This window comes from Flavobacterium sp. B183, assembly GCF_023539155.1.
In the GTDB taxonomy this organism is placed as follows: Bacteria; Bacteroidota; Bacteroidia; order Flavobacteriales; family Flavobacteriaceae; genus Flavobacterium; species Flavobacterium tructae.
Map to the genome: position 1 here is coordinate 3,715,649 of NZ_CP097434.1, position 17,100 is coordinate 3,732,748.

A 17,100-nucleotide genomic window follows, 5' to 3' on the forward strand; every position below is an offset into this window, starting at 1 on the left:
GTTTTTTAAACATCTTTAAAAGTTACTTTTCCAAAATTTATTTTTTCCATCTCATACATAAAAGGCATATGAGAGCCGGCTGTCCATTCTCCATTTTTAAAAATAAAAGATAAATGTCTTCTCATAGAGTTTTCGGGAGCAAAAACTTGAAGATTATCCCCTTCACCAGGTTGATAATCAAAATCGAAACATTTTTTAGTGTCATTAAGTACCATAAGCATTCCCTCGTTTGTCAAATCTTCTGTTAAAACTTCCTCCGGCCTGTACCCCATTCCATCCATTGTCGTTTTACTGTAGCCCATGCATTTTTCTAACGTCCAGGTAAAGTCGACACGTCTTTTTTTTCTGTTTTTTCGGGAATTCTTGTGGTGAATAATGGTATCCATTCCATTTGGAACACAGGTACAAAGTTTAATTTCTTTTCCGTTTATGCACATATATTTTGGATTTAGAAATAGTTATTCAAATACAATTATTTCCTTTAACAAATCAACAACAATCGGTACTCTCCATCGTTTTCTATGGGTGCTCTGTGAATACATGGCAGTACTTCTTGTTTGGGATGATCTACAGCCAGACGCCAAAGATGCCCTAAGCCTAAATTAACAGGTGCTGCATTGGGATGTAACTGATAATGCAAATCGAAATAATTTTCTTCTAGAAAACTTTCGAATTCTTCCGGCGGTCCATCGTGCAGCTCTTGTAATTTTACACGGATTTCCGGAATCAGAATTTTTTGTTCTGCCTGCGAATTAGCAACAATATCACTTGCTGCTCCGTGGTAAGTACATAAAAAAGTATCGGTTGCAATGGGCGAACGATCTACATGAAACGAATACACATCTGTCGAGATGAAATCAAATTCGTCATCACGTTCGTAACACTTTAGTAAATTAAGCGAGGGCGAAGCTCCAAAATCAGTTAATAGTTGTAAATCATTTAAGATAATTTCTCTGGCGATACTCCCCTTTTCGGTGAGTTCGAGTGCGATTAGATCTTCGGGATAAACTACTGTGATATTTTCTTCTAAAGATAATTTAGTTACAATTTCGTTAAAATCGCCGTCCAAATTTCTGTACCAGCACAGTGCATTCCTTTCTCCTTTAAAATGAGTCTGTACGAGTTCAGAGAAAGTAGCGACTATTCCAATTTGATTGTTGTTCAAAAATGTGTTGCTCATGTATTACAAAAAATTCTATTTAACCCCATAGAAACATAGTTTTGTTACCGCGAGAAGGCATTTCAATTGCATAAATAAACATAGCAAACCCTATGCTTTTTAACTAAGTGAAACGTCTTTCGAGAAGTCAGAGTCTATGTTTCTATGTGTTTAAGAATGATTACACTCAATGGATAATAACAGAAAATCCGATAAAAGTTATTTATTTTTTTGTTTTATAAACTTTGTAAAATATAAAAAGAATACCCAGCCAAATAGGAATTAATTCTACGGATAACTTCATATCGGTCATCCACATGATGGATAAAATTCCCAACAAAAATACCAAACAGATATAATTACTTACCGGATAAAATATCGATGGAAACATCGTTTTAGTGCTTTCCTGCTCTTTCGTACGTCTAAATCTAAGATGCGTGTACGAAATCATTCCCCAGTTGATAATTAAAGAAGACACCACTAAAGACATTAAAATGCTAAAAGCTTCTTCTGGAATTACTTTATTGATTAAAATACAGATCGCTGCAAAACAGGAAGAAATTAAAATCGCATTAATAGGCACTGATTTATTGTTTAACTTCTTTAAAAACTTAGGCGCATTACCCTGATCTGCTAAACCGTATAACATACGTGAGTTACTATATACACTACTATTGTATACTGATAAAGCTGCGGTTAAAACAATTAAATTAAGCACATTGGCGATCAGGCGGGTAAAGTATATTTTAGTACCAAACAACTCAAACTCCATTCCGTTTAAATTTTGAAAAACCATTACAAACGGACTACTGTCTGTCGTTATTTGTCGCCAGGGAGACAAAGCAAATAAAATAACCAATGCACCTACATAAAAGATAAGGATTCTATAGATCACCTGATTGGTTGCTTTTGGAATGTTTTTCTCCGGATTTTCTGCCTCGGCAGCGGTAATTCCAATTAGCTCTAAACCACCAAAAGAGAACATAATCAGCGCCATTGCAGATAACAAGCCCTGAAAACTACCCGATGCTGTTTTTTCAAAGAACCCTTTTGGAAAAAAACCTCCATCGTTGTATAAATTATGAATGGTAGCTTGCTCTCCTCCTGTACCACTTACCAGCAGGTAAGTACCAAAAAGGATCATGGCAATAATGGCAACTACTTTTATGATTGAAAACCAAAATTCGGTTTCTCCGTACACTTTTACCGAAGCGAAATTTAAAGCATTTATAACGAGGAAGAAAAACAAACTGGATGCCCACAGCGGAATTTCGGGCCACCAAAACTGTACATAAACCCCAATGGCTGTAAGTTCGGCCATACTCACCAGAATGTATAAAATCCAATAATTCCAACCTGATGCAAAACCCGCAAAAGAACCACAATATTTATAAGCAAAGTGACTAAAGCTTCCTGAAACAGGCTCTTCGACAACCATTTCGCCCAATTGTCTCATGATAAAAAAGGCTATAATACCGGCAACTGCATATCCCAGAATAACAGATGGTCCTGCTAATACAGCCGCTGGGCCAATACCGAGAAAAAGACCTGTTCCTATTGATCCTCCTAAAGCAATTAATTGAATGTGACGGTTGGTCAGCCCACGTTTAAGCTGATTCTCTTCTACGACTTCCTGATTATTTTTCACAAATTAGATTTTTAAATGAGTTGACAGCGAAGATAAGTTAAAAAAGGAATCGTACAAAGTATGTTCTGCACTAAAACTTTTATGAGATCGCCTTACGTTTGAGCGCTTTCTGAGAGCATGCCAATGACAACCCCAAATTCTTATTTTTAATGCGAAGATTAAAAAGAAAAACGGCATTGAAACAAAATTCAATGCCGTTTTTTAAGTTTATTTAAAAGAAATTTTCAGGTTATTTTCCAAAAATATATCGAATTGAAAATTGAGCCTGCCAAACATCAAATGTTGATGCATTTTTCTGGAATGTATCTTTAATTAAATATCGGTTTCCGTCAGGATCTGTTTGCGTAGCCAAGGTATAAACCGGAACGTTGCCTGCGGTTGTAGAAGAGTAAGCCAATACATTAGGATTAGTAGCTCTTTGTGTCACTCCCCAGTTTTTGTTGATCATGTTTGTAAAATTCAGAATGTCTGCTCTAAATTGGAAAGAGTTCTTTTTACCTGCGATTTTGATATAAACGTCTTGCGAAATAGACAAATCTAATCGGTGCAACATTGGCAGGATAGCAGCATTTCTTTCTGCATACTGACCTCTTCTAGTACGAAGATATTTGTCCTGATCAATGTAGGCATCGAATGCCGTTCTTTGTTCTGCCTCTGTATAAGTTCTGGTTGTTGTAACGCCATTTACAGTACTTGATACTGCCAAAGGAGCAAAACTAAGTTGAGATGCGCTGTTTGGTACGTATAACAGATCGTTTCCGTTTACTCTGTCGCCATTCATATCACCACTATAAGCATAAGTAAATGGATTCGCTGTTTCTCCGATATACCCCAGGTTGATGGAAGTAGCACCGCCCAAACCTTTTCCGTATTCAATTCTGTATCCCAGAACACCAACTAAACGGTGTGGTGTATTATTATTGGATAAGGATACGTCTAAATCATTATTTCCGTTTACAGATCTGGCACTTGTCCATGATCCTGAAGCAATAGATCCTGGAGAAATTAAATCGGCAGCTTCAGAATGTGTGTAGGCGAAAGATCCCCAAAGTCCTTTTTGGTATGGGTACTCTAGTTTGAAGGTAGTAGAATAAAAATATCCTTTATCAGAATTGGTTAAAACAATCCCATTTGAAACATTATCATTTATTCTCGTTCCGTTATCATTTCTTGAATATCTTGGACGGTTATCTGCTCCTGTAAAAGTTCCGACTGGTGCGTCAAAATTGGCGTTATAATAATTGATTGCATTGATATTTTTTTGGATTACTCCTTCAATCGTACCTACAAATCCAAATGGAAGTTTTTGGTCGACTGCCATCGTAGTTTTCCACACTTGCGGATATTTAAACTTTTTATCTGTAAAGGCTAAATCAAAAGTGGAAGGAAGCGTTGGAGTTGACGGGGTGAAATATTGTGCAGGTCTTGGTGTAAAACCATAACCTCCTGCGGCTAAAGCAGCACCACTTGCATCGATAAAACCTGTAAGCACACCATTATTTCCAATTTGGTTTGACAAATATACGGCAGGAGCTCTTCCCGTAAATACACCTGAACCTCCTCTTACTATGGTTGAAGCATCTCCATTAAAATCTAAATTGAAACCTACTCTTGGTTCAAATAAATATTGTGCATCAGGCATTTCTCCTGTATTGAATTTTTCTCCATTTGCAAAAGTCATCGCAGTTACTGTCGGGTTCTCTAACGCAGTGTCGGCAAACCATACTCTGGATGCTCTAAGCCCTACTGACAATTTGAATCTGTCGCTTAGTTTAATTTCGTCCTGAGCATATAAATCCAGTTTGTTTGTTTTCAGGACCTGTAAAGGTTCAACTGCACCCGGTAAAGCGGAGTATCTGTACTGAAAACGTGCAGGCGAAGTAGCTGTAGCTGTGGAAGGTGCTCCTGCATTTGCTGCTGATTGATCTGCTGCTGCGTAAAAATCTGCTAAAGAATTGAATATATACACACCATTTGATCCGGAAAAGAATAAATTGCTTGATTTGAAGTATTCAAAATTAGCTCCTAAAACAATGGAATGTTTACCGATAGTTTTGGTTAAGTTGTCTGTAAAATGCAGCGTTGAATAGCTAAGTTTGTTTCCTTGCGTAAATGGATCTAAACCTACAGATATATAATTTGCAGTACCCTTCTTGATATCAATTGTAGGGAACAATCCTCCTCCCTGAAGCCCTCTGTCTTCAATTTGTTTATCGTAACCAGCGATAAAATTGTTGTACCATGAATTGCCTAATTTACTGTTCAACTCCAGTACAAAAGATCTTGTATTGTCTAAGATCGTATAACCACTGTTTTTGAACGACATTGCTAAGGTACTTGTTCTTCTGTTTCCAAAACCTAATGAGTTGGAATTTGAAGTTAGCTCGTCTGACGATGAATCATGATGTACATAACGTGCTGTAAGTTTATGATTATCATTAATATTCCAGTCTATTCTCGCTAAGAATTTTTTAGATGTTTTAGTAGCATCATAATTTTCCCATGGACCTGTTTCATAACCAAACTTATCTCTCATATAATTAGAAAGAGTCTGCATTTCCTGATAAGTCGGTTCTGATATCTGAGCCCCGCCTTGTGGTGATCCTGTTGAAGTCCATGTTGTTGCCGGACTTGTATTTTCGATGGTTTCGAAGTTTCCAAAGAAAAATAATTTGTCTTTAATAATGGGTGCTCCAATACGTGCTCCCCATATTTTTTCATCAAATTTTCCGGGTTTGATGGTCACATCTTTTCCAGGATGTGTTCCAATAAAACTGGATTTATTGCTTCTGAAGGAGTTATAAACAGATCCTTCGATTTCGTTTGTTCCACTTCTGGTTACAGCGTTAATTCCTGACCCAAGAAATCCCGACTGACGGATATCGTAAGGGGCAATATTAACCTGTAGCTGCTCTATAGCGTCAAGTGAAATAGCAGTTGATCCTGTTCTTCCCCCCGCCTGAGATTCGCTCCCAAGACCAAAACCATTATTAAATACAGATCCGTCAATAGTAAAATTATTCAATCTTGAATCCTGACCGCCAAAAGTACCATTAGCACCGGCATTTGCATTGTATTTAGTGATAGAGTTTACAGAACGTGCTCCTAGTACGGGAACTGCTACAATTTCTCTGTTTGTAAATTGCTGTGACGCTCCTGTTTTTCCTTTGTTAAAATTTCCATTGGATTTGGTTGTCACTACGACTTCCTGTAAAGCGTTTGGTTCTTCGTCGATTTTAACGTTTACGGTTAGATTGTTTCCTAAACCAACATTAATATCTGTGATTTCTGTTGTTTTGTAACCTATGTAAGTTACCTTTAAAGTATATGGGCCTCCCGGTCTCAAACCCTGTGCTGCATATCCGCCATCAAACCCAGTTGTCGAATAGTATTTAGTTCCGGTAGGTTTGTGAATTATTTCCACAGTAGCTCCCGGAAGGGGCTCTCCTTTGTTTGATCTAATCGTTCCAGACATTGCCGAACTTGTAACTTGAGCATGACCATAGGCCGATAGAAGAATAATCAAAATAAAAATAACTTTTCTCATTGTATTGTTCAATATTTAAGTTTTTAGGAGACAAAACTACAGCACCTAAAAACAATAATGTTAAAGCAATGTTAAATATACCGCGACTATGATTATTATACAGTTTCCCAGTTTTCTTCAAAGTAAAGAACTTGACGTTTATTCGTCCTAAGCTATGTTTAACGTGTTGAAAGGCATTTCTTTTATGCATAGGAATGCTGCCTTTTTAAGGTTAAAAAAAAGGCAGTTCATAAATTACATTGCACACTGTGACGGATGTGGATGAAATATAAAATAATCTATTTCCCGATTACATGCTGCACTATCTCTCGTATTGTTTTTAAGGTCTCTGTAGAAGTTTCGCGAATGATTATTTTATTTTTCTTCTCTTTAATACGTTCCGTGAATAAATTATCCTCGGTATTAATATCGACTATTGTTCCTCCGTATTTCAAGGTAGTTTCTGCAATAGCCATCGGCAGATTTGTCGCTCCGGATGTTCCAACAATAAAAAGAATACCAGAATTCTTGGCAATTTTTTAAGGAACTGAATTTTTTGTTTGTTTTTTCGTCGTAATACTCATCAAACCACAAAATATTGGGTCTCATCCAACTGCCACATTGTTTGCATTTAAGCAATTCTATATCTTCTTTTGTCAAATCTTCGTCTATATTTTTTCCTTTGACTTCTATAGGCAATTTTTCTATTTCCTTACAGCCGTTCGAACATTTAATTTCTCTGGTTTTTCCGTGTATTTCATAGATTCTTTCTGTACCGGCACGTCTGTGCAGGTTGTCTATATTTTGTGTTATCAAATGGAATCTGTCTTGCAGAAGGTTTTCAATTTTTACTATTTCATGGTGACTCTCATTGGTCTGAGCGTTTTCAAACATCTTTTTTCTAAACAATGAATACTGCCAAACCTCTTCAGGATTTTCCTTGAAGTATTTAAAAGTTCCAAACTCTTCCGGTTTATGAAATTGAGTTCCTTTTACCCATATCCCGTCTGCTCCTCTATAAGTTGGTATTCCACTTTCGGCGGAAATTCCTGCTCCTGTTAAAAATGTAAATCCATTTCTATTGCTTTTATGATAAACCTGACTTATGATTTCAGTAAGTTGTTCTTTCATTTTTTAACTTCTTTCTCTAAAATTTCGGGAGTTAATTTACCTGTACGAAAATAGGTTATTTTACTTTTCTTTTTTCTTTTCGAAATAGACAAATAGAACCTTGTTTTTCTACAAAAATGCTTAAAATTCTCTGCCATCAATTGACAACTAAAGCAATTCTATTTGGTCACTCCTCAAGATTTTAGTTTTATAGTCATCTTAGCCATTTTACTCAGAAAAGCAAATAGAACCTCATAATCTTAATTCACGGTGTACTAAAATCTTCGTCTACTTCTAAAGTTTCATCGGTAGAGAAACGTTTTTTTCGGATAGGATGATTTCTGACACTGGTCCATTTTAATTTTCAGGAGAACAGTAAGCTGAAAACAACTAAAAAAAGCTTAATTCACTGTAAATAAACACCTTACTCAAACAACAAGAAAATGCATCGCATAACAGGAAAACTGATTCTTAACTAGTGCTAAATAATAACATAATTACCTTACTATTTTAACTAAATATTTTGTAAGATTGTACCGTTCAAATTATTAAAATTTAAAACAGTAGTAATGCCCTAACCTGTCCTAACGCAGAATTACATTTCTGCATCCTACCGCAAAAATCACCAAGAAAATATCTTTTTATTGACATAACAATCACCAAACTAAAAAAAGAAAATGAACAAAAAAACAATAGAACTTCTACTCTTTTTAATCTTTTACACTGCTGTACATGCCCAGCAAACTAATTTATCATCTAATTTATTAACTTTTCCCGTTTCACCTGAAGCAGCGCGATTGGGAACTTATGAAGAGATCCCTGTAAATTTGTTTTACGGCAGATTAGAAAAAAACATTTCCCTATTTAATGGCAAAGTTGGTGATTTCAATCTCCCTATTCAACTAAGTTACAACTATGCCGGAAACAAACTAGAGGAGACTCCATCTATAATCGGGCTTGGCTGGCAATTCAATTTAGGAGGAGTTGTTTCCAGAGAAGTCAGAGGTTTACCTGATGAACATCCTCGCGGCTATAATAACAGTGCTGTTAAAGAAATTGTAAATAACTATATTAACAATACTTCCATTAGCTACGACAATGCTAAAAAGATAACTTCAGGCTACTATGATTCCGAGGCAGATCGATATAGTGTAAGTGTAAATGGTATTCATTTTTCTTTCAAAATTGGAATAGATGGTACTGCTGCTTTTTTATCTAAACACGACAACAAAATACAAATAATACGAAATTCAACTAACAATCAGATTATTGAAGGTTTTATCGTAACTGATGCCAGTGCAAACCAGTACTTTTTTGATCAAAAAGAAATTAACGAACCGTTTCAGGGATACAGCTCTTTTTTTGAAGAAGGTTTCCCTTCTTATACTTCAGGCTGGCAACTGTCAAAAATTAGAGTGAATAATGGTCAGGAAATCAATTTTACTTATGATCTCGATGATTTTAAAACGTATAGTTTTTATGCAAGTGTTGAAATAAGAAACCGTGTCCCTGCAATAACTGATGTATACAACCAAGGCTGCACCAGTGATATTATAAAAAGAAGGATTTTAAAGTCGATTACCTCTCCTAATTTCAATATCAGTTTTAATTATATCACGCTAAACAATCAGGAAGTTTACAATCAATTGAATGTAAAAGACCTGAACAACAAAAGTGTACACTTATACGATTTTACTTATTCCGGCAGAAGAAATCTCTTAGATAAGATTACAAAAAACAGTCAATTTCTCTATGAATTTGATTACTATGACAGAGATTTACCTGACTTTACAAATTCTATTTATACTCACCCTACTAATCAGGATGAGTACGGTTTTGCAAATGGCGCTAATAATCTTTACCCGATTTTTGTCTCTGGAACTAATTACAATGCCGATAAAAAGCCAAACTTCGGTTATAGTCTAAAAGGAGCTTTAAGAGAAATAAAATATCAAACGGGAGGCCGAACCAATATATACTATGAACAAAATTCGACAGCTGGTACTTATGGTAATGGCAGCGACGAACCAAATGTTGGTATCAATTTGAAATTTAAATCTGATTTTTTACCGGACGCTCCCCCAACAAAAGAGGATATATATACCAAAACTTTTGATACTGATGTGACCGCGACTCTAAGCCATTACATAGAAAATATAAATTATGTTAATTTAAGCATCCGAAAAATTTCAGGTGGAAATACCGGTGACGACACTACAACTCCCTATTATTTACTGATTGAACGATCCCGAATTATTAGTGGAAGTGAAACACCATTAGTTTCAACACAACTAAATGAGATGGCTCAGCACGACAGTAATTGTTTGAGCTTTAATAATTGTGAATCAAGCAAAGACAGTGGAGGGAAATTTAGAATTCCTGCAGGGACTTACGAATTTAAATTTAAAACAGATTATAATCGAACTCAAAACGTCAAAGCTTCTATTAGTCTTAATTTTTATGATGCTACAGTTGCACAGTTCGTACAATACAAGCCAACAGCTGCAATTGGAGGAATCCGAGTTAGTAAAATTATAGATTCCCCCTTAAATGGAGAGCCAATAGCCAAAAACTTCGATTATACAAATTCTGATGGTACTTCCAGCGCTACTACCTTTATGCACTCGTCTTTATCTGATAAAATGATGTCGAAAGAAACTTGTTGTGCAGATAGTGGCCAGTTTGTACTACCTGTTATTCCTAATGTAATGACGGTAAGCTCTAAATCTCACAATTTATCGATGCAAAACAATTCTCCTGTAGGCTATCTTTCGATAAAAGAGTTTCCAATAAAATCTGAAACGATTAAACCAGCAAAATTTCTTTGCAGAAATTGTGGCGGTAACTTTAATTCAAACTGGGACAACTCACCAGTATACTCCTATTTACCCGGAGTATATGGAACCAGAACAACACTTTATCCGCAAGGTTATAAAGAAACGAAGTATGTTAATCCGTTAATAAAAGCAACGGACTATCCTTCTATACCAACCGGTACTGATTTAAGTATTGGGATAGAAGACGTAAAAACAATTTATTCTAATAATGATATTACCACTACAAGTAAAAAACTAACCGAAGAAACCAATTTGTATTTTGATACTGATAATACTAACTATCAGCCAACTGATGTTATCAACAATCCAAATTACCCAAAAAGTTTAAAGATGGCCTATAAAGTGAGGCTTATTGACGGGTCACAACCTGTTTTGCCATATACCCTCAATGACTTTTTTTATTTTAAAGTTTATAAAGAGTTTGATGTAGAAAGATTTATGTACAATAAAAAAACAACGGAGTATTATAGTAGTCAGCCATTAGAAAAAAATACTACTATTGAATATAATGCACATTTCAAACAAAAGAAAATCACGACTTCCTTTAATTCAAATCATATTGTTAACAATGAACTCTTCTATCCTTATGATTTTAGTGATGCCGTTTCACTGGAAATGATCAATAAAAACAATATTTCGCCTTTGGTAAAAGTTGTAAATAAAACAAATGGTGAAATTACGGATCAGTTCAAATATGATTTTACTTCTGTTTCTGACAACTTTAAACCTCATTTTTTTTATAAAAGCAAAGGAAATAATGCTTTAGAAAAAACAATGTATTACAGTTATGATGAATTGGGTAATATTATCAATACAGGAGTTATTTCGGTAGACAATGCTGTACCCCGTTTAATAAATACTGCATCTAATATCAGAGTAATATGGGGATATAACAAAACTCAGATTGTTGCAAAAATAGAAAACGCTGCTAGTATTGATATTCCGGCAAATTTAATATCGGCAATCGAAACCGCATCTTCAGCGACAGGAAGTGAAACTTCTTTGTTATCTGCATTAAATGCACTTCGAAATGATCCTTCGCTAGCCAATACCATGATTACCACTTATACTCATATTCCATTGGTTGGTGTAAGTACCATCACCGATCCTAAAGGGGATAAAATCATCTATACTTATGATAGTTTAAATAGACTTAAATATGTAAAAGATAAAAATGATAAGATCCTTTCAGAAAACCAATACAACTACAAACCATAAACCAAAAGTATCATGAAAAACAGACTTAAATTCCTTTTGGTTTTGTTTCCTGTTATGGCCATTGGACAGACCACAACTCAAAATTACATCAAAACCACCACCTATAAACAACCTTTTGCAGAAGCAAATCTGCCGACTGTTCCAACAACTGCACAAGCTTCGCAAAACGTTACTTATTTTGACGGACTCGGAAGACCTATCCAGCAAGTTGCCTCACAACAGTCCAGTTCAGGTAAGGATATCATCACCCACATCGAATATGACAGTTTTGGAAGACAAACTCAAGAATACCTGCCTTTCAAATCCGAATCTTCCAGCATGGCTTTTGATCCTGCTGCAAAAGCAAATACTATGTCTTATTACGGGAGTCCTAATCCCGTACTTAATGGTAATCCTGCTCTGGAAACCACGGGTTATCCTTTTAGCCAAAAAGAACTCGAAGCCTCTCCTTTGAACCGAATCCTCAAACAGGCTGCTCCGGGAAATGACTGGCGATCAGGATCGGGTCATGAAATCAAAATGGATTACCAGACCAATACAGCAGGAGAAGTAAAACTCTTCAGAGCCAATACTGCTTGGGATGCTGCAGCGGGTCTTTATACGATATCGTTTGTCAATAGTGGAAACTATACGGCCAACGAACTTTATAAAACCATTACCTATGATGAGAATACAGCAGCTACCCCCCTTGAAATCAATGGCTCAACGGTAGAATTTAAAAACAAAGAAGGTCAGGTAGTTTTAAAAAGAACCTATGACGCTCAGGTCAGACATGATACCTATTATGTCTATGATATTTATGGGAATCTTACGTATGTTATTCCACCCAAAGCTGTTGACTTAATAGAAAACTTATCGGCTGTACAGGCCAATGTGACTTCAACAGTCCAAACGGCCTCAGGAAACACATTGAATTTAGTAGCTTCAAATTCTATTACCTTGCTTCCGGGCTTTCATGCTCAAACAGGAAGTACTTTTAGCGCTGTTATTGATAATGGTACTCAGGGTATTTTAGATCAATTGTGCTATCAGTACAAATACGATTACCGAAACAGATTGGTCGAGAAAAAACTACCGGGTAAACAATGGGAGTTCATTATATACGACAAACTAGACAGACCTGTTGCTACAGGACCTGCTAATTCTCCTTTTTCAGACATTACTTCCGCAGGCTGGCTCATTACCAAATACGATGCTTTTAGCCGGCCAATTTATACAGGCTGGAACAATCAGGCTTCCACTTCGACAGCCCGAAAGACATTGCAGGACGCACAGAATGCTGCCACAGTTTTGCATGAAAGTAAACAAAGCTCCGGAACGATTGACGGTATTGCAGTGTATTACAGTAATACAATAGCCCCTACCTCATTTAAGCTTCTAACAGTTAATTATTACGACAATTATAGTTTTCCTGATGCACCAGTTATCCCTACTGCTCTTGATGACATCACAGATCAAGAAGTTTACTATAATACTAGTATTAAACCAATAGGACTTGAAACAGGAACTTGGGCAAGAGTCCCAGAAACTAGTACAACTACTAGAAACGAACAAACATATACACTTTATGACGCCAAAGCAAGACCCGTTAAGTCTTATATAAAAAATTTCTTAGGAGGATATACTTATACTGAAAGTAAGCTGGATCCTTTCTCAGGACGATTGGAACACAATGTCACTACACATAAAAGACTCTTTGAAGATAGTGAAGAATTAAAAACATCTGAAATTTACTATTACTCTGATCAGGATAGACTTTTGACACTTGCGCATTTTATTTATGGAAGACAGGTACCGGAACCCATCCAAAATAATACCTATGACGAACTTGGACAATTAATTTCAAAAGAAGTAGGTGGTGTACAAAAAATAGATTATACCTATAATACTCGTGGATGGCTAACAGGTATTAATGATGTTAATAATCTGCAAAAAGGTATAAATCCGAAGGATTTGTTTGCTTTTAAAATCAATTACAACCTTCCTACGGGAGTAACCGGAGTTTCAGGATTGTACAACGGAAACATCTCCGAGACACAGTGGGCAACCAATTCAGACAATGGCACTTTAAGAGCTTACGGTTATAAATACGATAAACTGAACCGCTTAAAAGAAAGTATTTCTGCAAAAAACGGTGCCGTTAACAATGCTTATAATGAGAACTTATGGTATGATAAAAACGGAAACATCACCGGACTTAATCGCAACGGAAATAGTGAAACGGCCCAGCTCATCGATAATCTGGTCTACAATTACAGCAATGACAATAAAAGCAATCAGCTTGTAAGAGTAACCGATTCCAGCCTTAAAAATTTAGGTTTCACAGAAGGAAGTAACACAGGTGACGATTATTCGTATGATCTTAATGGAAACATGATCTCTGATACCAATAAAAACATCACAGCTATTACTTATAACCATTTAAATTTACCAACAAAAGTTACCTTTGCCACTACAGGAAATATTGTGTATATTTACAATGCTGCGGGACAAAAACTACAGAAAATTGTAAGCGAAACAGGAAAAACAGCTATAACGACCGATTATCTGGGTGGCTATCAATACGACAATAGTGTTTTAAAGTTTTTCCCAACAGCCGAGGGGTATGTTGAACCTTCTGGAAGTTCTTTTAAATATATTTTTCAGTACAAAGATCATTTGGGGAATGTTCGTTTAAGCTATGATCAAACACTTGCCATTAAAGAAGAAAACAATTACTATCCGTTTGGTTTAAAACAGGAAGGGTATAATAATGTTAAAACTGGTGTAGAAAATAAATATAAATACAACGGTAAAGAGCTTCAGGACGAATTAGCACTTAACTTTTACGACTATGGAGCGAGGAATTATGACCCAGCACTTGGTCGTTGGATGAATATTGACCCGCTGGCGGAGAAATCTCGTAGATTTAACCCATACACATATGCTCTTGATAATCCTGTTTATTTTATTGACCCTGATGGAATGTTGTCAAAGTCATTTATTGATGATTTAATGAAAAAATCAGATGATAGTAAGAATACTAAATGGACTTTTAATGATGATGGTTCAGCATCAGGAAGTAACGGAGCAACTGTAAACAGTGATGAATCAACAGAATCAGGACAAGCAAGTGAATCTAGTCAAGGTGGTACTCCAGACCCGCCAACGACAAGTAGTTTCTGGGATTTGATGAAATCAATTTTTAGGATGGCTCCGAGAAGTAACGAAGAAGCTCATCAAATGGAAGTAGATAGAGGCTTTTTTTATGATTCAACAAATTTAATGATTGAAGTGGGAGATAATTGGCTAACTGCGATGACAGTTATTTTCCCAGTACCTTCAAACCCTAGTACTGAAGTTAAAGCGACGGGCTGGATTGCACGCAAAGTGTTTTCAAAATTAGATTCATCTGTAGCGAAGAAATTTGCATCAGCGATGGGAAAAGGAGTAGTTGCTCCAACTGGAAAACAGGGAATTATTAGGTTAACAGCTTCTGAAGCAGAAGCTGTAGGTGCGGGATATACCCATAAACTTAAAATATTAGGCAAAGGAGGCGATTTAAGAATATATGGTAAACAATCGCCTAACGGACAGTTTGTATTTGATAAACTTTTAACACATTGATTAAATGGATTTATTTGAGAAAAATATAAATAAAAAAGAATTTTATAAGCTTGCAACTGAATTTTATTATAATATAGATTTAGAAGAATATCAAAATAATGAAGTTATTTTGGTTGATAAATCAATTTCATTCTTAATAGACCATTTGTTTATTCCAACACCTTGTTTTGAAATAAAGATTGAAATAAAAAATAAAACAGAAGAAAAAATTATTGGTTATTATGTATTGTATATTAATGAAGAAAAAGAATTTATAGATGAATTTCTAATTTTTAATTAATATTAATTGTAAAATAGAATAAGGCGATGTTACAGATTAGGTGTTTTTAGAATAAAACCACGTAACTAACTGAAACCCGCTCCACAAAGAGTTTCTTATAAAAAGCTGCGCAAATGCCTCTGACTTTGCGCTTTTTTTGTTACTAAGAATTTAAGAAGACCCCGCACGAATTCTTTCATGTAGTGCAAAGTAAGCCCAGCTCATCGATAATCTAGCCTACAATTACCTCCGCTCTGCGAAGTCTGCCACACAAGCGCTGCGCAAATGTCTCTGACTTTGCGCCAACTTGAAAACGTCTAGTTTATAACGCATAAACCGTAAAGTCTCAATCTTTAAAACTAAATTTCTTAGATACAATTTCTAAAAAAGAAAGAATCAAAATAATATTAAGAAATAAGTATAAAAAGTCGGGAGACTTTTACGAACTTTAATAATTCAACTAGCGTAAAAAAAGCGCAAAGTCAGAGGCATTTGCGCAGCTTTTCAGTTGAACACTTCGGAAAGCTGGATGATATAGAAAAATGAATGTTTAGCGTAATACCTGTTGCGTAGTAAACGAATAATCTAAAAAGATCAAATTAGAAAAGATTTTTTAACCTGTAAATTAAATTGACAAAATAAATTTTATCTTTCCTGTAAACTAAAACTTAAAATTAATTGAATACCATTAAGAGCAAACTGATTTTAATTCTTTTGTCTTTTGTCATTTTTTATTCTTGTAAGAAAGAGGATAAGAGTTCTGATAAAAGTAGTAACCTAAAGAATCTACAATCTGATAGTAAGGACAATACTATTAAAGGAGTGAAAACCACAACTCTATTTTCCTTTAATACTGTTGAGAACACCGAGATAGTAAAAATATCCGGGAGTGAAGTTAGCGAAGATGACAACTTTTTACTAGTTGGAGATAAAAACATACTGTTAGTTTCAAAGTATAAAAAAAACAAACCACAACAATTAATTCAAAATGACACCTTATTAATAAGTGATTATAATCATGTTACTATAGACAGACAACTCTTTTTAAGAAAAAAAGTGAAAAATGCAGATTATTTTCTATTTGCATTAATGGAGTCTCCTTTAGGTAATGGAGATCATAGCTTATATTTGAGTTTTATAATGTTAAACTTAAATACTCTTAAGTATTATACCTTAAAATATGAAGGCGAACCTACTCTAAGATCTGATAATGCGGTTGATGGAAATTTTTTAGAAAATACAGAATTAGATCACAACACCGCGATCAAAAATGAACTATATCGCTTCGCAAATAAGAGTAAATGGATTTATAGTCCATCAGAAGAAGAAAAGGATATTAACTTTTATAAGAATTTTGAACAAAAATGGTACGAAGACAATTATACTGAAGATGGAAAATCATCTTATCCAGCTGTTGTGAAAAGTACTTATTATTCGGAGGATCTATTTCAATTTAACGGAAGAGGAAATGATGATGGAGCCATTGAAAATGCAGATTTTAAAATTGTTCCCTACTTTCGTCATAACCTCATTGGATATGATAAGAATAAAAGATTATACTTCCCAATTAAGGTCGAATCATGCGCTCACGGATGTGCTAAAACTATAGAATTTCTGTCTGAACATGAAATAGAAGTATCATACGAAATGAATGTACAACAGCCTGATACTATAGATCTGAATAAAATAATATTTACCAATAGGCCCTAGCTTTTTTTGAAGAAGTTACAAACCTAT

Annotated in this window: 9 protein-coding genes; 4 read left to right on the top strand and 5 right to left on the bottom strand. The window is 35.2% G+C overall.

What is annotated here, in order from left to right:
* Positions 1 to 5 precede the first annotated feature (5 nt).
* From M4I44_RS15805 to M4I44_RS15825, 5 genes are all read right to left on the bottom strand, one after another.
* Entirely contained in the window at positions 6 to 437 is a 432-nt protein-coding gene (locus tag M4I44_RS15805; protein WP_249965310.1) for a hypothetical protein, read from the bottom strand.
* A gap of 44 nt (positions 438 to 481) precedes the next feature.
* The gene (locus tag M4I44_RS15810; protein WP_249965311.1) at positions 482 to 1,180 is read right to left on the bottom strand and encodes a DUF1826 domain-containing protein; all 699 of its coding nucleotides are present in this window, start codon (positions 1,178 to 1,180) and stop codon (positions 482 to 484) included.
* 202 nt (positions 1,181 to 1,382) lie between these two features.
* On the bottom strand, positions 1,383 to 2,807 hold the full coding sequence (locus M4I44_RS15815) for an amino acid permease (protein ID WP_249965312.1): 1,425 nt from the start codon (positions 2,805 to 2,807) through the stop codon (positions 1,383 to 1,385).
* A gap of 229 nt (positions 2,808 to 3,036) precedes the next feature.
* A complete protein-coding gene (locus M4I44_RS15820) occupies positions 3,037 to 6,354 on the bottom strand; it encodes a carboxypeptidase-like regulatory domain-containing protein (protein WP_249965313.1) in 3,318 nt (1,105 codons plus the stop codon).
* Between the two features lie 402 nt (positions 6,355 to 6,756).
* Positions 6,757 to 7,464 carry a Sir2 family NAD-dependent protein deacetylase gene (locus M4I44_RS15825; protein ID WP_249965314.1) on the bottom strand — a complete coding sequence of 236 codons (708 nt, stop codon included), beginning with the start codon at positions 7,462 to 7,464 and terminating at the stop codon, positions 6,757 to 6,759.
* 656 nt (positions 7,465 to 8,120) lie between these two features.
* Here M4I44_RS15825 and M4I44_RS15830 point away from each other — a divergent pair.
* The 4 genes from M4I44_RS15830 to M4I44_RS15845 all read left to right on the top strand — a co-directional run bounded on the left by M4I44_RS15830 (position 8,121) and on the right by M4I44_RS15845 (position 17,073).
* Complete coding sequence (locus M4I44_RS15830) at positions 8,121 to 11,498, top strand: hypothetical protein (protein ID WP_249965315.1); 3,378 nt, start codon at positions 8,121 to 8,123, stop codon at positions 11,496 to 11,498.
* 12 nt (positions 11,499 to 11,510) lie between these two features.
* Entirely contained in the window at positions 11,511 to 15,104 is a 3,594-nt protein-coding gene (locus M4I44_RS15835; RefSeq protein WP_249965316.1) for a DUF6443 domain-containing protein, read from the top strand.
* Between the two features lie 4 nt (positions 15,105 to 15,108).
* The gene (locus tag M4I44_RS15840) at positions 15,109 to 15,384 is read left to right on the top strand and encodes a hypothetical protein (protein ID WP_249965317.1); all 276 of its coding nucleotides are present in this window, start codon (positions 15,109 to 15,111) and stop codon (positions 15,382 to 15,384) included.
* Positions 15,385 to 16,185: 801 nt separating this feature from the next.
* Positions 16,186 to 17,073, top strand: coding sequence for a hypothetical protein (locus M4I44_RS15845; protein ID WP_249965318.1), 888 nt, complete (start codon positions 16,186 to 16,188; stop codon positions 17,071 to 17,073).
* Positions 17,074 to 17,100: the final 27 nt, after the last annotated feature.